Below are 20586 nucleotides of genomic sequence, written 5' to 3' on the forward strand. Positions count from 1 at the left end.
ATATATACAACAAGAATTTTATTTTTAGGTCCTTTTTTAATTTTTTTTCATAATTTTTTTACACTAAATTATATACCTTAAAAATCTCTAGACTATCAAACATCAGATGAGCTTATAAAAAAAAGAAACTAGATTTTAAAGTATCCTAATTCCATTGTAATCAAAAAAGACTATAGATAAAAATCTATAGTCCTTATAATCTATATTATTTAACTTGTTCTAAAGCTTCTTTTACACCGTCAACATATGCAGGTACTTTTATAGTAACTCCAGATACTGCATCTGTATGACCTTCATCATCACTCAAAGTTACTTTGTCTAAGTCAAATTTATTATCAATAATATATTGTTCAAGAAGGTCTATTTGCTCATGCCAAGCATGTTCTTCCCCTTCTTTCATTACATATTCACCTTTTTCAGATAATTCCGACTTCATACTTCCATCTTCTTGCTTTATATCTATATTTACACCTACTGGTTCTCCATCCTTAAATTCTACAGTAGTTACAACCATATCTGGTTTTTCAGCATCATACTTAGTTTCAACTGTTTTTTCCCCTGTGAATCCTTTACTTTCTTCTACTGGTGGTTTTTCACTTCCTGTCTCTTCTTTCTTATCATCGCTAGATGAACACCCAACTAGTGATAAAGTTAACATCCCCACACATAATCCAGCTAATAATTTTCTTTTCATTACAATTCCCCCTATTTTCTCCCCATAAAATATTATTTTTGTTAAATATTTACTTTACAAGTTAATTGTATTTAGTTTTTAACAATATCGCCAATAGTTTTTTTTTATATTGCATAAATTTATTGTATTGCCATTACATATTATTATGCCTTAAAATGCAATTAGTAGTATAATTAGATTTACAGTTAATTAATATATATTTGTAAGGAGAAAATTTTGATGAAGACTTTGAAAAAACTAGACGTTGTTATTATAGTGTTACTAATTGGTTTATCCTTTACACCACACCTTATTTTTGCAAAAACATGGTCTAAAGATTATTCTTCAACCTATGCTAACATCAAAATTTCAGGAAAAGTTTATAAAGATATACCTTTATCAGAAAAAAATGGTGAGCAAACACTCGTTGTAGAAACTGATCATGGTAACAATACTATTGTTATTAAAGGAAACACTATACAGATAACAGAAGCTGATTGTCATGATGATCTTTGTGTAAAACAAGGTGTTATATCTAAGGTTGGACAAAGTATTATCTGCCTTCCTCATGAATTAATAATAGAAATAAAAGGAGAAGAAAGTAACGATTCAGATATGATACTTTCATACTAATAAATATGAGATTAAATAAGACATCTAAAATGGTATATATGGCGTTATTAGTGTCTCTTGCACTAATATTATCTATAATAGAAAGAATGATTCCGGTTCCTTTTGTAACTCCTGGTGCAAAATTAGGTCTTGCAAACTTGGTAATTATGATATCAGTATACACATTAGATAACTATAAAGATTCATTTACTATATTAATTCTTAGGATTGTTCTTTCAACACTTCTTGGAAGCAGTGTATCAATGTTATTATACAGTGCTGCTGGAGGTCTTTTAAGTTTTATAGTTATAGTTCTTGTTAAAGAACTTGGAGGTAAAAATGTTTCAATAATCGGTGTAAGTGCTGCTGGTGCAGTATTTCATAATGTAGGACAATTATTTGTTGCTTCTTTAATACTTAATAACTTTAATGTATTCTTATATTTACCGCTATTATCATTAGCAGGTATAGTTACTGGAATATTTGTTGGTTTATCAGCAAACTATATTATATCTCATTTAACTAAGTTACCTTATTTCAGAAATAATATTACTTCTAGTGCCAATAATTAAATATAATAAAATCCCCAATAGTACTATATAACGATTGGGGATTTTTTATTATAAATTTTCTTGTAGTTTTTTTACATTCATAAAATATTTATTTGGCTTGTTGAAATTTAAAGAGCTCATTGTATATTCTCCATGTAATGGCTTTATATCAAATTCCTCTAATTTAGTTCTTTCATTTAAACAGTTCATAGCTATTTTGTATTTATCAATAACTTTGTCTAAATGTTCTTCATCATAAAACATACCTTCTATTCTAAAGCCATTCACTCCATTGTTATATAGAGATTCTAATATATAATATAAACAAATTTCTTTGCTATTTACTAAATGAGTCTTATTCTTTTGGTCTAAATATGCCCCACATTCTTCTTTTTCTGATTTGAATGTTAGTATATCATTTGGTAAATATTTATTATCTTCTTTACCACTTGGTTCTATGTTATTTATTATTTCATATAGATTTATATCAGAATATATTATACTTACTAATCCATGAACTACCATTTCTGTATTTCCATCTATATTAGATAATAAATCACATAAATCATCTAAATTAGTATCTATTGGAAGTGTAATTATATCACTACCCTGTTGCTTAAAAAATTCGTATGATTCTGAGTTCAATGCATTCATCGGAAAATCACAAACAACTTCATGCTCTTTAAACTTATTTATAGCACCTATGTTAGTAGCTACTATACCATCGACATATTCTTCTAAAGATTTAAGTGCATGTTCTGTATTGTCAAAGTCTAGTTCATCCATCATTCTAGGCATAGCTAAATATATTTTTGTAGATTTTTTATTTTTACATAGATCTATTATATCTTTTACTCCTACTCCTGAATCATTATTAAAATGTTCTAATGATATATATAATCTATCTACATTATTTTCTATAGCTACTTTTGCCTGCTTAGCTGTAGATACTTTTACAGCTAACTTAGCTTCTCTATTATTTACTTTTTTTATTTCTCTTAATCTTTCATTTACTTTTTCTACTCTATGTTCTTTTAACCCGTGCATTTGTGTAGAATTACTAAATATCTTTTCATCTTTTTTATTTGTAAAATAATCATTCCCTGGGTTTTCAAATGCAAATCCGGCTGAATATATTTTAGTTCCAAATTGTGTTAATTTATCGTAGTCTTTTTTTCTATCATACTTTAACGGGTCTTCTAAATATCTATCTATAGCATCACCATATAAATTTACTATCTCTGTTATATGATTAGGGTCCTTCATACGTCCTTCTACCTTAAATGACATCACATTATTTTCAATAAGCTCTGGTATATACTCATATAATGAAACATCTTTTGTAACTAAGGGATACGTAGTAGGATATATGTTTCCATCTTTCTTTATGTTATAGTCCCACATACATGGCTTTAAACAACGCCCTCTTAGTCTACTCATTCCAAACAACATAGAACTATAATAACAAGATGGCCCTTGTGCATGACATAAATGCCCATGTATAAAGGCTTCTACTTCTATTCCTGTTACTTCTTGTATGTATTTCATAGTTTTAAGGTCTATTGTTGTAGATGGTACTATTCTACATACTCTATTTTCTTTTAATGCTTTAGTAGTTTCTATGTTGTGAGTATTTAATGTAACTGATGCATGTATATCATAGTTTAGCTTGTTTTCATTTATATATTTAAGCAATGCCATATCTTGTACTATAACAGCATCTACATTCGCTTTGTCTAAAAACCCTAGAAACTCATGTGCTTTACTTAATTCTTCTTGTGATATTAAATTGTTTACTGTTACAAATACTTTTTTGTCTAGATTATGTGCTATTTTTACTGCTTCTTCTATTTCTACATTAGTAAAGTTATAGCCTTGCCTTAACATTCTCATGTTTAAATCTTGTCCACCTAAATATAATGCATCACATTTAGAGTTAACAATTTGTTTAAATCCTTCAAAAGTCCCCACTGGCGCTAATAACTCTACTTCTTTATTTTTAAAATATCTCATTTTACTTCCCCTTTTAAAAACCTCTTTTTTAATATTTATCTTTAGAAACTAGTATATATTAACTATTTGTTAGCTATATTTTCTCCATCTACATGCTATACTTTCAATAAAATCTAATAATATAAATAATGCCATACCTATCACACTAAGAACTACTATTCCTGCATACATATCTATATAGTCAATTCTAGTCCAAGCATCTTGGATAAAATATCCTACTCCTAGATTTGTTCCATAGGCTTCTGAGAAGAATAGTATTGAAAGGGCTGTTCCTAGACATAACCTAATATTCGTAAGTATCTCAGGTAATATAGCAGGTAATGTTACATGATAAAACAACTGTATTTTACTTGCACCTAAGCTTATTAGAGGATTGTAGCTTTCCTTAAGAACGTTAGCTACTGCATCTCTTACACACACTATAACTGTAAATACGGTAATTAGTACTATCATCATTATTTTTGAACCATCACCAAGGCCAAATATAGTCATAGCCACTGGCAATAGTGCCATTTTAGGCGCTGGATATGTAAAATATAATAGTGGATTTAAAAGTTGATTTGCCTTTTTTGAATATCCTAGTAATAGCCCTATCGATATACCTATTACAAAAGATATAATAAGTCCAATACTTACTCTGTATAAACTAGCACTTATATGACTATAAAATCCATCCTTCATAATAGTTGGCAATTCAATATATACTTCATGAGGCATTGGTACTATTTTTGAATTTAATAATATTGCTAATACATACCATGCTATGTTTAATAATAGAAACCCTTTAATAAAAGTCCATATATTCTTTAATTCTCTCACTTATCCCACCCACTTTTTATTAAATTCTTTATTTGAGTAAATGTTTTTGAGTAGTCTTCATGATTTTTATATTCTTTATCATTAAATAATCTATTGTCTATAACCTTTACTATCTCGCCTGGTGTGTTAGACATTATTATTATTTTTTTCCCCATGTATATTGCTTCGTCTATACTATGTGTTACAAAGAAAGTATTTCTCTTGTTTTCATTCCATATTTCTAAAAATAGTGCTTGTGCCTCTTCCCTAATTATTGCATCAAGTGCTGAAAATGCCTCATCCATTAATAATAAATCTGGATTTATTAAAAAACTTCTAACTATGGACACTCTTTGTTTTTGCCCCCCACTTAATTCTCCTGGATATCTTTTTTTTAAATGCTCTATGTTTAACCTTTTTAAAATAGAGTCCATTTTGTCTAAAATTTCTTTTTCTACTTTAGTTTTCTTTATTTTAAATGGCAATAAACAATTTTCTTCTACTGTTTTCCATGGTAATAGTCCAAAGTTTTGTGGAATAACCCCTATATTATGACTATGAGGGTTAAGCTCTTTGTTATCTAAAAGAACCTCACCCTCATAGTTTTTTATTATTCCTGCTAATGTATTTAATAAAGTGGTTTTCCCACAACCCGAAGGACCTATTATTGCACATATATCCTCATCATCTATATCTATGCTTATAGGTCCTAGAGCCTTTACTTTTTCTTTTTTACTTTCATAGAAAACAGATAAGTTTTTTATCTGTATCATTTTCTACTCTCCCCGAATTAATTTATTCCTGCTTCACTTATTATATCGCTAGCTTTTAATTCTTTTTCTATTATCCCTTGTTCAAAAGACCAATCAAATACTGCTTGTACTCTTTCTTCACTTGGTAAGTAATGAGTTTGGAATTCTGGTAAAGATATTTTTCCTCTCATGTCTTCTGGATACCCAACTGTAGATATTACTGTATCTTCATATTCTGATATATCAGTTTTGTTCATATACTCTATCGCTTTATCTAGTGCATCATAGAATTTTTGTACAGCATCTTTATTTTCATCTAATGTTTTTTGAGAAAATGCTGTTGTAGATAACATTATATCTTTATTTTCTATCTTTACTAATTCTTTTCCACCGTTAGCTATTGCACTATCACTAAATGGTGCTGGTAATATAGCTGCATCTATTTGATTGTTGTTTAATGCTTCAAGTCTCGCTGGCATAACTGGTATAGCTACTTTTTCCATAGCACTATCATCTAACCCATTTTCTGCTTCTATGTAATCAACTAAGTAATCCATCATCGTACGTTCTGACATACCAACTTTTTTTCCTACTAAATCCTTAGTTGATTCTATACCTGAATCTTTTCCTGCTACTAACGTAAAGTACCCACTAGTAGTTCCTGTAATTTTCATATCTATTCCTGAGTTTTGGTATATAGATATAGCTACTTCATCTGCTAATACACCATCTAATTCCCCTGCCTGTAATGCTGCATCTCTATCTTTTGCCGCCTTAAAAATTTGTAAATCTACATCTAAACCTAATTCTTCGAAATATCCTTTTTCCTGAGCTATAACCATAGGTATAGAGTCTATAGAACCCATTACCCCTAAAGTTAATTTACTAGTTTCTTGTTTTTCTCCTTGTGGGGCTTCATCAGCCTTTCCACATGCTACCATCGTAGTCATTACAGCTACTGCCATAAATGCAGTCATTAATTTTTTAAATTTCATGTTTTGTGTCCTCCCATTTTTTGAATAATTTATTATCTATATTTAAATAGTCTAATATTTTACCTATTAAGAAATTAACTATATCATCTATACTGTTCGGATGATGATAAAAACCTGGCATTGCAGGAATAATTCCTACTCCCATTTTTGATAATCTACACATATTTTCTAAGTGTATTGTATTTAGTGGAGTTTCCCTTGGAACTATTATTAATTTTCTATTTTCTTTTAATGCAACATCTGCTGCTCTACATAATAAGTTTTTAGATAAACCATGACTTATTTCTGCCAAAGTTCCCATTGAACAAGGTAATATTATGACCGCGTCATATTTATTTGATCCACTTGCAACCCCTGAGAATAAGTTATTATTATCCTCTAACTTAACATTCGGATAATCTATACTTAATTCTTTAATCCAATTCTCAAGATTTAATGAAAGCTCATAGCTAAAAACTTGCTTACCTTTTTCTGTAGCTATTACATGAACTTGAATTCCTTCTTCTATAAGTAATTCTATTAATCTTTTTGCATATATGCTACCACTAGCCCCTGTTATTCCTACTACTATTTTCTTCATGTGATCACTCCTCCTAGATTAGACAATCAACAAGTCCAAAAATTAAAAATACAATACTTATAACCTGATTAACATTATAAGATGCTACTTTTACATTTTTTAAGTTATCTGGACTTACCATCCTATGTTGTACAACAAATAGTATAGCAATTATTGTTAATCCTATGTAGTAGATAACACCTAGTTGAGGAGTTAACATTCCTACTACAAACAAACAAGATAGTGCAATAACATGGAATAGCCTTGATATTAAAAGTGCATTCTTCACTCCAAATTTAGCAGGTATAGAGTGTATCCCATTTTTAGTATCAAAATCATAATCTTGAGCTCCATATATAATATCAAAACCAGCTACCCAAACAGTATTAGCCGCTCCCATTGCTAATGGTATTAATGATAATTTTCCTGTAACTGCAAGCCACGCACCAACTGGCGCTGCTGCTGATGTTATTCCTAATACTATATGACAAGCCCAGGTAAATCTTTTTGTATATGAATAAATAGTCATTAAGAATAATGCTATTGGAGATAATAATAAACATATAGTGTTTAGCTTATATGCTGCAAATACCATTATGGCAAAGCATATAACTACAAAAACTAATATCTCATTTTTATTCATCAATCCTTGAGGCAACTGTCTTGTTGCTGTTCTCGGGTTTTTTGCATCTATTTTAGCGTCTATAACTCTGTTAAGTGCATTTGCACCTGTTCTAGCAGCTAAAAAGGCTACTAATATCCAAAATATTGTATTAAAATTCAACTTATTATTTCCTGCTAATAACATTGAAATTAAAGCAAATGATAATGAAAAAATAGTATGAGAAAACATAACTAAAGTTCCATAATCAGTTACTTTATTTTTTATTTTACTCAAGTCCATACTCTGACCACCTTTTATCTACTCTTTCCTTCATTTCGTCGCTCATCTCTATATCATTTGGCCATTCTCTAGTATGCCCTTCACTTGGCCACTTTTTGGTAGCATCTATACCTACTCTACTTCCCATGAATGGTATTTGAGCTGCATGATCTAGTGCATCTAATGGTCCTTCAGAAATTACTAAATCTCTCTTTGCATCTATGTTGTTGAAAGCTTTCCATGCTACCGCTGAAACATCTTGAGGATCAACATCTTTATCTACTACTATTATCATTTTAGTGTACATCATTTGACCCATTCCCCATATAGAGTTCATTATTTTTCTAGCATGTCCAGGGAATTTTTTATCTATAGATACTATTACACAACTATGGAATACACCTTCTAGAGGGAAGTTTATATCTATTATTTCTGGATTCATCATCTTAAGCAGCGGTAAGAAAATTCTCTCTGTTGCTTTACCCATATAACAATCTTCCATAGGTGGTTTTCCTACTATTGTTGTTGGATAAACTGGATTTTTCTTATGAGTTATACAAGTTACATGGAATACTGGATAATCATCGGCTAAAGAATAATATCCTGTATGGTCACCAAATGGTCCTTCTCTTCTTAACTCTTCATTAACATCTACATACCCTTCTATAACAAACTCTGCATCTGCTGGTACATATATGTCATTAGTTATAGATTTTACTGTATTTATAGGCATTTTCCTTAAAAATCCTGCAAGCATTAATTCATCAACCATCTTAGGTAATGGAGCTGTTGCTGCATAAGTTATAGCTGGATCACATCCTAATACTACTGATATAGGCATTTTTCCACCTATTTTTCTGTATTGTTCATATATTTCTCTTCCATCTTTATGCCAGTGCCAGTGCATGCCTGTAGTATTTTTATCGTATACTTGCATTCTATACATCCCCATATTTTGTATTCCTGTTTCAGGATCTTTTGTTATAACTAAAGGTAATGTAATAAATTTACCTCCATCTTCTGGCCAACACTTAAGTACAGGTAATTCTGTTAAGTCTGGTTCATGATTTATAACTTCTTGACAAGCTCCCTTTTTTGGCAATTTTATTGGGAAAACTGTAGCCATCCTACTTAATCTTGGGAGCGATTTAATTTTATTCATTAGTCCCATATAATTACTCATATCTATAAATTCTTCAATATCATTTCCAATATCATTTATATGGTCAACACCTAGTGCCATAGCCATTCTTTCATATGTTCCCATTGCATTTATTAATACAGGATATTTAGAGCCTTTAACGTTTTCAAACAATAAGGCTGGTCCATAGTTTTTTGATACTCTATCTGTTATCTCTGTTATTTCTAATTCTGGGTCAACTTCTGTACTTATTCTTTTTAGTTCACCCTTTTTTTCTAATTCATTTATAAATGTCTGTAAGTCCTTAAAAGACATATATGCCCTCCTAGTATTTATCTTATTAAGATTTTATTTTCAATATTTTTAATTAAAGTTATATATAGCTTATTTTTACAATTAGTTGGATTAAATATATATTTTTTTCATAGTAAATACTATAATTATTTATATAATTAAGACTTAACTATTTTAAATATATAATTGACCTTAAAAAGGAGACTTAAAATGTTACAACTAAGTAAAAAATTTAAAAATCACAATATAAATTGTTCTGCCGTGAAAATGGGTAATGACTTTAATATTAGTATCTATGGTGGAGATATCCCCCATATAGGCGCTGTTGCCTTAGGTATTCCTAGACCTAGCTTACAAGATATTAATAAAATAAGTTCTTCTGTTTCATTGTTGACAATTACTGGTCATAAAGAAGATATTATAGCACAAAATTGCGCTAAAAAACTATCTAGTAAATTAAACAGTACAATAGTAGTTTCTTGTGGAATACACATAAAAAATATAACTTTTGAAGATATTCAAGGTTTGAATTCTACTATTAATGAATTGATTAATGACTTAATAATGAACCTGAAAAATTTAAAATAACTTTACCCTTAAAAAGTGCTTCCCTATATCAAGGAAGCACTTTCTATCTATTCAACTTCATATAATACTTCATCTAAATTGCTTATTAATGTTTCAATATTTTCTTCTGATATCACTAACGGTGGTTGGAAAGCAAGTACATTTCTGTTCACACCATTTTTACCCACTATTAATCCCCTGTCCTTTAGCTTTTCCAGTATAATATCAACTTCTTCACTTGCAGCTTCACCATTATGTTTAACCATTTCAGCACCAAGCATTAAGCCTATTCCTCTAACTTCTTTTATTATATTATGTTTTGATTTTAACGCTTCTAACTTTTCTTTTAATAGATTTCCTAATTCTTCAGCCTTTTTACATAAATCATTATGTTCTATAAAATCAAGTACTGCCATAGCAGTAGAAGATGAAACAGGGTTTCCACCTAGTGTTGATGCTGATGGTTTAGTAAATGCTTTAGCTATATCATCATTTGTACAAAATGCTGATATTGGCATTCCATTACCTAAAGCCTTTGCAACAGTCATTATATCTGGTACTACATTATAATTTTCTATAGCAAACATCTTACCCGTTCTTGCGAATCCAGTTTGAACTTCATCTATTATAAGTAAAATATTATTTTTTTCTAATATAGACTTCATTTCTTTAAAATACCAATACGGTGGAGTTATTATACCTCCATTACCTTGTATTGGCTCAGCTATTAATGCTGCTATATTCTCAGCACCTCTAGCTTTTATTATTTCTTCTACACTTTTTAAAGAGTCTCTAGCTGCCTCTTCTAAATTCTTAGTTTCACTATATACATTTTTTGCAAAATGAACTTTAGGAGATAAATCTGGGTCTGCCCTCCACATAGGTATTGATGTTGCACTCATTGTTAAATAAGTTCTACCGTGAAGCCCATTTTCTAAAGCTATAAACTCATTTTTGCCCGTGTATAGTCTAGCAAGTAACATAGCACCTTCATTTGCTTCAGATCCAGTACAACAGAAAAATGAACGTCTTAAATTTCCAGGAAGCACTTTTTCTAATTTTTCTGCTAAGTTTACCATACCCTCTGTTAAGTAAATTATTGTAGTATGTTGAAGTGTTTGCATTTGGTTTATAGTTGCTTCTAAAATTTCTTTATTACAATGACCACAGTTCATTACTGATACTCCTGCAAAGAAATCTATATATTCTTTGCCCTCAGAATCATACAAGTATTGCATATCCCCTTTTACTATTTGAGGTGGATTTTTATAAAAATGATTTCCATGTGATGATGGATATAAATATTCTTTTTTCTTTTCAATTATCTTTTGTGCACCGATCAAAATCATCATCTCCTTAATTAAATTGCATTGCTCCTAATGTATAACCTAAGCAATCATATTTAAGTTCATTAAATATATTTTGGCAATCATCTAAATTATCTATAGCTTTTTTATAAGCTTTTATAACAGTTCTTAATGTTTCATTATTATAATGACAACCTTCTATTCTAAAGCATTTAGCTCCTAAATCACTTAAACTTTTTAGAATTGGTAAATAACATAGCTCTTTCGTAAGTAACATATGGTTATTACCAGAATTGTCCCTATAAACTGGGTGTTCATTACCTTTATCGTCTACTAATAGTAACACACCTTCGGCATTATATCTTCTATTTATATTATCTTCTGCTTCTAATACATTTGTGTTTTCATATATATCTAAACTCATATACATTACTGTTGGTGATCCTTGAGCTATAATTTCTATTGGTAATTTTGAGTTCAATAATATATCCTTTGTGTTGCTTACTGGCGATTCACATGAAAGTGTACCAGTACTTAAACCTTCTTCTCTATAAAACTCTGATGAGATTTTATTGTAAATATTTAATGAGCTGTCTCCAATAAGTTCTAAGTTTAAGTCTTTAAATTTATTTATTGCTCCTAAATTTGTAACTACTATTCCATCTATACCTAAATCACTATTTCTTAATAAATGATTATATTTTGAAAAATCACTTTCAAACATCATCTTAGGAAGACATAAATATATTTTAGAGTTTTTCTTATTTTTAGTAATTTCTAAAATCTCTGTTTTAGTAAATGGTTTCTTTGGCTCGAAAACATCTCCTGATAAATAAACTTTATCTACACCTTCTTCTATTGCAAGCATAGCAGCTTCATAAGAATTTACTTTTACACTTAATTCTACTTTCTTATTATTGTTATTTTCATTTTCTAGCATTTCATTTATCTCTTTTATTCTGTCCTCTGTAATATCAAACTCATTTACTGGATTACTAAATACCTTACCTGTACTGTAAAATTTACCTGTACCTTCATATCGTTCATTTATATATGAAAGACCCGGATTTCCAAAAGCATAACCTGTTGAAAAATCTCTTTTTCTTGAATTATATAATGCTAATGCATCTTTCTTTCTATTATAAGATATAGGATCTTCAATATATCTATCTATAGCATCACTGTAATAATTTATTAAATCTACAAGATATTTCGCATCTCTCATTCTTCCTTCTATCTTAAATGAAACTACACCTGCTTCTATTAATTCTGGTATATTTTCATACATGTACATGTCTTTTACCGCCATAGGGAAAGTCGTATTGTATTGTTTATCATCCTTATTAATTTTATAAGACCAACGACAAGGTTTCATACATAAACCTCTATTACTACTTTTTCCAAATAACATTCCACTATATATACACTGTGCTCCATGTGCTACACACATATCACCATGTACAAAATATTCAAATTCCATATTTGTTCTTACTGAAAATTGCTTTATAGTATTTAAATCAATATCCCTTGATGTAACAACTCTTGTTATTCCAAGTTCCATTAACTTTTCTATAGTCTCAAAGTTATGCACATTCATCATAACAGAAGAATGTAAGTTTAGGTTTAGTCCTAAATCTTTGATCATTTTAACTATACTCATATCCTGTACTATAAGAGCATCCGGTTTAATTTTATCTAAATATCTAAGATATTCTTCTGCTTGTTCTAAGTCTTGAACACTTAATAAGTTGTTAACTGTAATATATACCTTTTTTCCTAAAGAGTGAGCCATTCTTATTGCTTCTTCTAACTCCTCATTATTAAAGTTAAAATCTTTTCTGTGCATACGCATGTTGAATATTTTCCCACCCATATAAACTGCATCTGCACCACTTTTTATCACTTCTTTAAATATCTCAAAGTTGCCAGCAGGTGCTAGTAACTCTACTTCTTGATTATTAAAATACCTACTCATTATATTGCTCCCTTTTTACCATATTTAAATAATAGCCTACTCTAAAATCATCTTTATTCCAGATATGTAACTGGTATTGATGAAATCTAGAATAGGCATTTTTTTATTTCCTATATTAAATATTTTTTATATCTACTAAATTTTACTCATTGTTTCGTAGTTAATTATATCACAATTAGTTATTTTTTTTACTATCTGACTTTTAGATGAACTATTCACTATTTTTATAACTATAAATTATATTACTGTAGTTTATATTTTTTCTACTCCAGGCTTTTACAATGACTATACTAACAATTAGTTATTTTTACTTTCAATCACTATGCTTTTATATCTAACGCTTTCTCAGAATATTATTTTGTTAAAATTTATTCAATAAAATGATATATGTATATATATTATCTATACTTATTACATATATTATTGTTTTTTTCTATAATTCGACATATCCATAATAATATTACTATTATTTGATATAATTAATGCGTTACTATAAACAATTTTATTATAGAGGAGATTTTATAAATGAAAGTAAATAAGAAAATAGCAATTTTATTATCAGTATTTTTAATGGGAAGTGTTGTAATAGGTTGTTCAAACAAAACTGAAAGTAAAGATGACTCTAATCAAGCTCCAGTTGAAGAAACTACTACAGTAACTACAAAAGATGATTATACTTATGAAAATAATGATTATTTTACAAGTATATCATGGTTAGAAAAAAATATGAGCAATGAAAATATTATAATAATAGATGCTAGAGATGCTGACTCATATAATAAAGGTCATATACCTGGCGCAATAAATGTAGCATGGCAAAGTTTAGCTAAAATGGATGGCAAAGGTGGAGATCCAGGATGGGGAACTTTACAAGACAAAGAAGCTTTATCTACTAGCTTAAGTAGTTTAGGTATAACTAAAGATAGCAAAGTAGTTGTTTATGCTAGCAAAGGTGGATGGGGAGATGACGGAAGAATAGTTTGGTGCTTACAAGCTGCTGGTGTAGATGCTAGAATATTAAATGGTGGATTTGATATTTGGACTGCAGAAGGATTAGAAACTAATAAAGATGCTGTGACTATAACGCCTTCTGATTTTAAAGTTGAAGAAATAAGTGCTGCAGCTAATATAACTACTGATGAAATAAAATCTAATATAGAAAATCTTAAAATTATAGATACAAGAGAAGCTGACGAATACAAAGGTGCAACAAAATATGGTGAAGTTAGAGGAGGTCATTTACCAGGTGCAATAAATATTTCTTTTAATGATTTTTATGCTAAAGATGGAAGCATAAAAACAAATGAAGAAATAGATAAAATAATGAGCGATGCTAATATATCTAAAGATGATGCCATAGTTACGTATTGTACTGCTGGAATAAGATCTGCTCATATGGCTTTAGTTCTAAAAAATGCTGGATATGAAAATGTTAAAAACTATGATGCTTCATATCATGAATGGGCTGGAGACTCTTCTCTTGAAGTCGAATAAAAATTTCTTATTAAAAATAGGATTAGTTATAAGTTTAGTTGCTACATACCTATATATACCATATATTAATAGAAGCATAAACCAAATGGTATTTTATATAAGCATGGAAAATATAGATGCAATGAAGGGATATATACTTTCTTTCGGTGTATTTGCACCAATTGTATCATTCTCTTTAATGGTTTTACAATCAGTGATTGCGCCTCTATCAGCTCTTATAATTATTATTGCTAATGCTTCATTATTTGGGTGGTTTTACGGTGCTATATTATCCTGGACTAGTATCCTAATTGGAGCTATGCTTTGTTTCTATTTATCAAAGTTTTTAGTTAGAGAAATTATTTATAGCCTTACTAGTAAGCTATCCTTAAATAGTATAGATACTTTTTTTGATAGATATGGAAAATATACAATATTAATAGCAAGACTTTTGCCATTTGTGCCTTTTGATATTATAAGTTATATATCAGGTCTTACATCTATGGAGTTTAGTCAATTTTTTATAGCTACAGGCATAGGTATTCTACCAGCTACCATTGTATATTCATATGTAGGAAATATGCTCTCAGGAGCTTCACAAGATATAATGATGAGTTTATTAATACTCTCCTCAATAACAATATTTATACTTATGCTAAGTAAAATGCACAAAGACAAGAATCATAACAATATAACTAATACCATAAATAAGTAATATTAAAGAGGTTATCCCAAATACAATTTGAGATAACCTCTTTTTAAATTAGTTGATTTTTATTTATATTAGTTTATAACATATTATCTAACTAATTGACTTAATAAGCATTGTATATGCCATTTCTTTATTACATTCTATGTCTTCTTTCTTTAACTCTCCAAGTTGAAAATGTACCATTGTAGATAATCCACTACAAACACTTATAAATACACTTTGAATATATTTTTTATCTAAATTAGGATTAATAATATTTTCTTCTATTCCAATGTTTATTGTTGGCTCTAGAATTTTCAATATAAAATCTCTAAATTCAATTATTTGATCCTTACCATCATTTAAACAATTAAATACTTCATGTATTTCTTTACTTGTTAATAACAATTGAAAATATGCCATTTTCTTGGTCATTAGTTCCATTATTTCCTGAAAACCTACATAGCACTTTTCCTTAAAACCATCAGCTTTATCGCTTTTCTCTAAAATACTCATAAATTCCATTTGCATTTCGTAAAAAATTGATTTGGCTATTACTTCTTCTTTGCTTTTGAAATATTCGTACACTGTGCCTTTGCCTATCCCTGCTGCTTTTGCTATGTCAGATACTCTAATATTGTTTATACTGGTGCCTTCTTCAATAAGTTTATTAAAACCTTTGAATACTAATATTTCCTTTGGAGAATATGATGTTTCATTCATATCTTTAATCCTCCTCTATTCTTGTATACTTCATTTCTTTTCGATGGAATAAATCATATAAAATAGGCACTACTACTAGAGTAAGAACTGTAGCATAAGTTAATCCACCAATAGTTACAATAGCTAACCCTTGAGTCATCTCTGCACCCATCCCTACTCCAACTGCCATTGTAGACATTGCCAGTATTGTTGTTAATGCTGTCATAAGTATTGGTCTTATACGTGCTCTTCCTGTTTCTATTATTGCATCCGTTTTGCTTAATCCTTCTATTCTAAGTTGATTAATATAATCAACAAATACTATACCATTGTTTACGACAACCCCAGATAGTACTAAAAAGCCTAGCATTGATATTACACTTATCTCATTACCTGTAATTAATAATGCAAGTAATCCTCCTGTAAATGCTAATGGAATCGTAAACATTACTATAAACGGAGATAATAATGATTGGAATTGAGCAACCATTATTAAATAAATAAACACTATTGCCATTACTCCCATTAATACCATATCTCTTAAAGATTTGTTTATTGTCTCATTTTCACCAGCCATTTTTATAGTATAGCCATCTGGTGATTTATAATCTTTTAATTTTGACTCTAAATCTCTACTTACTAAACCTATATTGTGTTTAGAATCTATTCCTGCACTAACAGTAACATATCTAGATTGATTATCACGACTTATAGAGTTTAATCCTTCTGATTTTTCTATGCTTGCAATATCGCCAAGTTTTATTTCTACTTCTTCCCCATCTTTGTTTCCTTTTAGAATATAATCTTTTAGATTTTCACGTGTTATTTCTGTATCTTTTCCTACTACAACTGGATAGTCGTTATTCTCTATAGTTACATTAGTCGATGACTTCTCTGTTTCTAATGCTCCAGATACTATTTGATAAACTTGAGCTACTGTTAATCCATACTCCATAGCTTTATTTTTATCAACTACAACACGAGTTTCACTTGATACATCTTCAAATCCATCAGATACATCCACTGTTCCTTCTGTTTCTTCAAGTATTTTCGCTATTTCCTGGGAAATTTCATGTAATTTATCTAAATCATTTCCTTTTACGATAATTTGAATACCAGAACCACCTAATGCACTCATATCCATATTAGAAGATATTATGCTTATTTCAGCCTTCATATCCTTTGTTTTTTCATAAATTAATTCTTCTACTTCTAAATTTGTCAGTTTCTTATCTTCTTTTAATATTATATAGAAAGACATTCCATCGCCACTTCCACCAAACATTGATGGTCCACCAGCTTCCATGGCTCCTACAGTCTCTACATCTTCAATTGATAATACTCTATCAACAAACTCATCACTCATAGCTAAAGTATCTGATTTTTTTGTACCTTCTGGCATAGTCATACTAGCTGACATTTGAGTTGAGTCCATACTTGGCATAAATGTAGTTCCCATATTTACCGCTTTATAACCACTAAAGATTAATAAGAATACTACAAATAATAATACTACCCATCTATGCTTTAAACTTTTACGTAAAACTACTTCATATAAATCTACAAACTTATTAAAAAATCTGTGCTCTTTTTCATCAGTTTTTGTAAGTAAGTTTGACGACATTGCAGGAACAACCGTTAATGCAACTATTAAACTTGCTATTAATGAGTATGCTATTGTAAGTCCCATATCTGTAAATAGTTGTCTTGTAATTCCTTGTGTAAATACTATTGGTAAGAACACACATATTGTTGTTAATGTAGATGCAAAGATGGCAGCTGATACTTGTTTAGCTCCGTAAACTGCTGCTTTTGCCATACTCATTCCTTGGTTACGTAGTCTATAAATATTTTCAATAACTACTATACTATTATCAACTAACATACCTACTCCAAGAGCTAATCCTGATAGTGATATTATATTTAATGTTATTCCACTAAAGTACATAAGTACTAAAGAGAATAATACACTTATTGGTATACTAAATGCTATAACCACTGTAGTTTTAAAACTTCTTAAGAATACTAAAAGTACAATTATTGCTAAAAGACCCCCGTATATTAAGTTACTTAATACACTATCTACAATCATATCAATATATACACCTTGATCCATAAGTGTAGTTATATGCATATCTTTATTTTCTGATGCTAACTTTTCAATAGTCTTATTTATTGCTTTAGTAACATTTGAAGTTGAATAAGTACTAGATTTTTGGAATGATAGCATTACACCTTCATTTCCATTTATATTTGCATAAGTATCAGAAGAGTTATCAGTTAACTGTACACTTGCGACATCACCTATTTTTATTTCTCCTACTCCTTCAACATCTACAGAAAATAGTAATAAGTTTTTAAGTTCTTCTATACTTTTAAACTTATCTCCTACTTTAATTGAATACTGTGTTTCATTTTCTGTAACGTATCCAGCTGGCATAGAAAAGTTTTCTGCCATAAGAATTTTACCTATCATTTCAGTAGTTATTTTATCTTTAATATTTGCAGCTTTATAAGCTTTGTCTTTAGCATCATCTAGTTGAGTTTGAGCAGTATTTAACTGTGCTTCACCTTCTGATAATTGACTTGATGCCTTTGACAATTCTTGCTCTAAAGTATTTTTACCACCTTCTAATTCTTTTTCTTTTTTTTCTAAATCGGCTAATGCATCATAAGCTTCAACACCTTTTTTAGCACCTTCAATACCCTGAGATATTTTAGCTGTTGCATCTTCTAATGTTTTTATTTGTTCTTCAATTTTTTCTCTTTCTGAAGTAGCGCTTGATGGAAGTTTATCTAACATAGCCTTTAATATAGCTACTTGAGATTTATTTTTTTCAATGATTGAATTTCCATTATCTATATTTGTTACTAATTCATCTCTGGGAATTCCAATTGCATTTACAGCATCTTGTAGTTGTTTTTTTGCATTCTTTAACTCTGAAGTTGCATTAGCTAAATTATCTTTCTGAGTCTTACTTTGATTTTCAAGTGCTGTTTTTGATTTATTAATTTCTAATTTTGCTTTATCTAACTCTTTTTGCTGTGTTGCTAACTCTGAATCTATGCTTGCTAAAATTTTATTGTTTAATGCATTTATTTTTTCTTCATCTAACTTCACTTTTAGTTGTTCTTCAACTAATCCTATAGCTTCCACTACTGCTACACCATCTATACGTTCAAATTCAGGCATAACTTTTTCATTTACATACTTTGTTACATCTTTTATATCCATGCCTTCGATATCTATACTTAACATCATTATTGGCATCATATCTGGATTCATTTTCATAAGCATCGGTGTACCTACACCATCTTCAAATTGACCTTTAACCATATCAATTTTACCACTCATATCTATCATTGCAGAATCCATGTTAACACTTTGGTTAAACTCTAACATTACTAAACTTGAGTTTTCACTTGATACAGAACTTATATTTTCAACGCCACTAGTAGTTGCTAATGCTTGTTCTAATGGTTTAGTTACATAAGCTTCTACCTTTTCAGGACTAGCTCCTGGATATACTGTATTCACCATAACATATGGTAAATCTATACTTGGTAATAAGTCTGTTGTCATGTTCATAAATGAAACAAAACCTAATATAAATACCATGATTACAGCCACTGCTACAGTGTATGGTTTTTTAACACTAAACTTTGGAATCAAACTATTTTCCCCTCTCTTTTTTCTCAGAACTGACTGGTCAGCCACATATAATAATATTAGTATTAAATTATGCAAATTACAAGTTATTAGTATTTATTTTCTGTAAATTTCACAAAGCTTATCCTATAAAATCTGTCAATATGCAATTATATATAAAAAATTATATTTTCTATTTAATATAGAGAATAATAAAAGGCATTATCCTAGGAACAAGACAATGCCTTTTATTTTTAACAATCTATTTTTTATTATAATTCTATACTTTCACCAAAGTTAACTATTGTTACCTTAGATCCAAATCTATTTTCTACTTCATTTTTAAAATCAATTGGCGATTGTGCAATCAATGGCCATGTATCATAATGCATTGGTATTACAGTATCTGGTTTTAAAAATCCTACTGCTTCAAGTGCATCTTCTGGTCCCATTGTAAAGTTATCTCCTATTGGTAATAATGCATAATCTATTTTATTAAGTCTACCTATAAGTTCCATATCACCAAATAAAGCTGTATCTCCTGCAAAGTATATTGTTTTTCCAAAGAAGTTGATTATAAATCCTGCTGCATGACCGCCTGCTATACCAGAACCATGTAGTGCCATAGTAGCTTTAACAAACCCAAACTCAAAGTTATATTTTCCACCTATATGCATTCCATGCGAGTTACATCCTTGTTCTGCAACCATATTTGCTATTTCAGCAGTTGATATTATTGTAGCTCCTGTACGCTTCGATATTTCTATTGCATCTCCTAAATGGTCAAAGTGAGCATGAGAAACTATTATATAGTTACAGTTTACATCCTCAACGTTAGTAGTATTAACAGGATTATCAGTGAAAAACGGATCTATTAATATACTTATTTCTCCATTATCTAATTGAAAATTTGCATGTCCATAATATTTTAAATTAATCATAGCTACCTCC

18 protein-coding genes are annotated in these 20586 nt (G+C 29.5%); 5 read left to right on the top strand and 13 right to left on the bottom strand.

The features are described from left to right. Nucleotides 1-205: 205 nt before the first annotated feature. Entirely contained in the window at nucleotides 206-694 is a 489-nt protein-coding gene (locus tag ACI48P_RS18220; protein WP_475218377.1) for a hypothetical protein, read from the bottom strand. Nucleotides 695-913: 219 nt separating this feature from the next. Here ACI48P_RS18220 and ACI48P_RS18225 point away from each other — a divergent pair, with 219 nt between their 5' ends. Together ACI48P_RS18225 and ACI48P_RS18230 are read left to right on the top strand one after the other, a co-directional pair. Continuing rightward, entirely contained in the window at nucleotides 914-1306 is a 393-nt protein-coding gene (locus ACI48P_RS18225; protein WP_475218379.1) for a NusG domain II-containing protein, read from the top strand. A gap of 38 nt (nucleotides 1307-1344) precedes the next feature. Next, entirely contained in the window at nucleotides 1345-1857 is a 513-nt protein-coding gene (locus ACI48P_RS18230; RefSeq protein ID WP_475218381.1) for a Gx transporter family protein, read from the top strand. Between the two features lie 48 nt (nucleotides 1858-1905). Here ACI48P_RS18230 and ACI48P_RS18235 read toward each other — a convergent pair whose 3' ends face one another. The 7 genes from ACI48P_RS18235 to ACI48P_RS18265 all read right to left on the bottom strand — a co-directional run bounded on the left by ACI48P_RS18235 (nucleotide 1906) and on the right by ACI48P_RS18265 (nucleotide 9292). Then, nucleotides 1906-3849, bottom strand: coding sequence for a peptidase U32 family protein (locus ACI48P_RS18235; protein WP_475218382.1), 1944 nt, complete (start codon nucleotides 3847-3849; stop codon nucleotides 1906-1908). A gap of 69 nt (nucleotides 3850-3918) precedes the next feature. Further along, entirely contained in the window at nucleotides 3919-4668 is a 750-nt protein-coding gene (locus ACI48P_RS18240; protein WP_475218383.1) for an ABC transporter permease, read from the bottom strand. After that, on the bottom strand, nucleotides 4665-5420 hold the full coding sequence (locus tag ACI48P_RS18245; protein WP_475218385.1) for an ATP-binding cassette domain-containing protein: 756 nt from the start codon (nucleotides 5418-5420) through the stop codon (nucleotides 4665-4667). Before ACI48P_RS18245 ends, ACI48P_RS18240 begins: the two co-directional genes overlap by 4 nt. Nucleotides 5421-5437: 17 nt before the next feature. Then, complete coding sequence (locus ACI48P_RS18250) at nucleotides 5438-6394, bottom strand: ABC transporter substrate-binding protein (RefSeq protein ID WP_475218387.1); 957 nt, start codon at nucleotides 6392-6394, stop codon at nucleotides 5438-5440. Continuing rightward, on the bottom strand, nucleotides 6384-6974 hold the full coding sequence (locus ACI48P_RS18255) for a UbiX family flavin prenyltransferase (protein WP_475218389.1): 591 nt from the start codon (nucleotides 6972-6974) through the stop codon (nucleotides 6384-6386). Before ACI48P_RS18255 ends, ACI48P_RS18250 begins: the two co-directional genes overlap by 11 nt. Before the next feature lie 13 nt (nucleotides 6975-6987). Next, nucleotides 6988-7857: a UbiA-like polyprenyltransferase gene (locus ACI48P_RS18260; RefSeq protein WP_475218391.1), complete on the bottom strand. Its 870-nt coding sequence runs from the start codon at nucleotides 7855-7857 to the stop codon at nucleotides 6988-6990. Beyond that, a complete protein-coding gene (locus tag ACI48P_RS18265) occupies nucleotides 7844-9292 on the bottom strand; it encodes a menaquinone biosynthesis decarboxylase (protein WP_475218393.1) in 1449 nt (482 codons plus the stop codon). Before ACI48P_RS18265 ends, ACI48P_RS18260 begins: the two co-directional genes overlap by 14 nt. A 189-nt stretch (nucleotides 9293-9481) precedes the next feature. Here ACI48P_RS18265 and ACI48P_RS18270 point away from each other — a divergent pair, with 189 nt between their 5' ends. Continuing rightward, entirely contained in the window at nucleotides 9482-9859 is a 378-nt protein-coding gene (locus ACI48P_RS18270) for a proteasome assembly chaperone 4 family protein (protein WP_475218394.1), read from the top strand. A gap of 47 nt (nucleotides 9860-9906) precedes the next feature. On the opposite strand, the gene ACI48P_RS18275 is transcribed toward ACI48P_RS18270, so the two are convergent. Both ACI48P_RS18275 and ACI48P_RS18280 read right to left on the bottom strand, forming a co-directional pair. Beyond that, nucleotides 9907-11181: an aspartate aminotransferase family protein gene (locus ACI48P_RS18275; protein ID WP_475218395.1), complete on the bottom strand. Its 1275-nt coding sequence runs from the start codon at nucleotides 11179-11181 to the stop codon at nucleotides 9907-9909. 13 nt (nucleotides 11182-11194) lie between these two features. Further along, nucleotides 11195-13120, bottom strand: coding sequence for a peptidase U32 family protein (locus ACI48P_RS18280; protein WP_475218397.1), 1926 nt, complete (start codon nucleotides 13118-13120; stop codon nucleotides 11195-11197). Between the two features lie 525 nt (nucleotides 13121-13645). Between ACI48P_RS18280 and ACI48P_RS18285 the strand changes: the two genes are divergently transcribed. Then, the gene (locus ACI48P_RS18285) at nucleotides 13646-14614 is read left to right on the top strand and encodes a sulfurtransferase (protein WP_475218399.1); all 969 of its coding nucleotides are present in this window, start codon (nucleotides 13646-13648) and stop codon (nucleotides 14612-14614) included. Then, on the top strand, nucleotides 14601-15308 hold the full coding sequence (locus ACI48P_RS18290; protein WP_475218401.1) for a TVP38/TMEM64 family protein: 708 nt from the start codon (nucleotides 14601-14603) through the stop codon (nucleotides 15306-15308). Before ACI48P_RS18285 ends, ACI48P_RS18290 begins: the two co-directional genes overlap by 14 nt. Before the next feature lie 87 nt (nucleotides 15309-15395). On the opposite strand, the gene ACI48P_RS18295 is transcribed toward ACI48P_RS18290, so the two are convergent. From ACI48P_RS18295 to ACI48P_RS18305, 3 genes are all read right to left on the bottom strand, one after another. Then, a complete protein-coding gene (locus tag ACI48P_RS18295; protein ID WP_475218403.1) occupies nucleotides 15396-16007 on the bottom strand; it encodes a TetR/AcrR family transcriptional regulator in 612 nt (203 codons plus the stop codon). A 4-nt stretch (nucleotides 16008-16011) separates the two neighbouring features. Next, nucleotides 16012-19659 carry an efflux RND transporter permease subunit gene (locus tag ACI48P_RS18300; RefSeq protein ID WP_475218405.1) on the bottom strand — a complete coding sequence of 1216 codons (3648 nt, stop codon included), beginning with the start codon at nucleotides 19657-19659 and terminating at the stop codon, nucleotides 16012-16014. Between the two features lie 248 nt (nucleotides 19660-19907). Continuing rightward, nucleotides 19908-20576 (bottom strand): metal-dependent hydrolase, encoded by a 669-nt coding sequence (locus tag ACI48P_RS18305; protein ID WP_475218407.1) that lies wholly within the window; start codon nucleotides 20574-20576, stop codon nucleotides 19908-19910. Nucleotides 20577-20586: the final 10 nt, after the last annotated feature.

The sequence above is a fragment of the Romboutsia sp. LXY-2 genome, from assembly GCF_056171995.1.

What these genes read in the sequence shown, in the direction of transcription:
- ACI48P_RS18220 (WP_475218377.1), bottom strand. Translation starts at nt 694, where the DNA reads ATGAAAAGAAAATTATTAGCTGGATTATGTGTGGGGATGTTAACTTTA.
- ACI48P_RS18225 (WP_475218379.1), top strand. Translation starts at nt 914, where the DNA reads ATGAAGACTTTGAAAAAACTAGACGTTGTTATTATAGTGTTACTAATT.
- ACI48P_RS18230 (WP_475218381.1), top strand. Translation starts at nt 1,345, where the DNA reads ATGGCGTTATTAGTGTCTCTTGCACTAATATTATCTATAATAGAAAGA.
- ACI48P_RS18235 (WP_475218382.1), bottom strand. Translation starts at nt 3,849, where the DNA reads ATGAGATATTTTAAAAATAAAGAAGTAGAGTTATTAGCGCCAGTGGGG.
- ACI48P_RS18245 (WP_475218385.1), bottom strand. Translation starts at nt 5,420, where the DNA reads ATGATACAGATAAAAAACTTATCTGTTTTCTATGAAAGTAAAAAAGAA.
- ACI48P_RS18250 (WP_475218387.1), bottom strand. Translation starts at nt 6,394, where the DNA reads ATGAAATTTAAAAAATTAATGACTGCATTTATGGCAGTAGCTGTAATG.
- ACI48P_RS18255 (WP_475218389.1), bottom strand. Translation starts at nt 6,974, where the DNA reads ATGAAGAAAATAGTAGTAGGAATAACAGGGGCTAGTGGTAGCATATAT.
- ACI48P_RS18260 (WP_475218391.1), bottom strand. Translation starts at nt 7,857, where the DNA reads ATGGACTTGAGTAAAATAAAAAATAAAGTAACTGATTATGGAACTTTA.
- ACI48P_RS18265 (WP_475218393.1), bottom strand. Translation starts at nt 9,292, where the DNA reads ATGTCTTTTAAGGACTTACAGACATTTATAAATGAATTAGAAAAAAAG.
- ACI48P_RS18270 (WP_475218394.1), top strand. Translation starts at nt 9,482, where the DNA reads ATGTTACAACTAAGTAAAAAATTTAAAAATCACAATATAAATTGTTCT.
- ACI48P_RS18280 (WP_475218397.1), bottom strand. Translation starts at nt 13,120, where the DNA reads ATGAGTAGGTATTTTAATAATCAAGAAGTAGAGTTACTAGCACCTGCT.
- ACI48P_RS18285 (WP_475218399.1), top strand. Translation starts at nt 13,646, where the DNA reads ATGAAAGTAAATAAGAAAATAGCAATTTTATTATCAGTATTTTTAATG.
- ACI48P_RS18295 (WP_475218403.1), bottom strand. Translation starts at nt 16,007, where the DNA reads ATGAATGAAACATCATATTCTCCAAAGGAAATATTAGTATTCAAAGGT.
- ACI48P_RS18305 (WP_475218407.1), bottom strand. Translation starts at nt 20,576, where the DNA reads ATGATTAATTTAAAATATTATGGACATGCAAATTTTCAATTAGATAAT.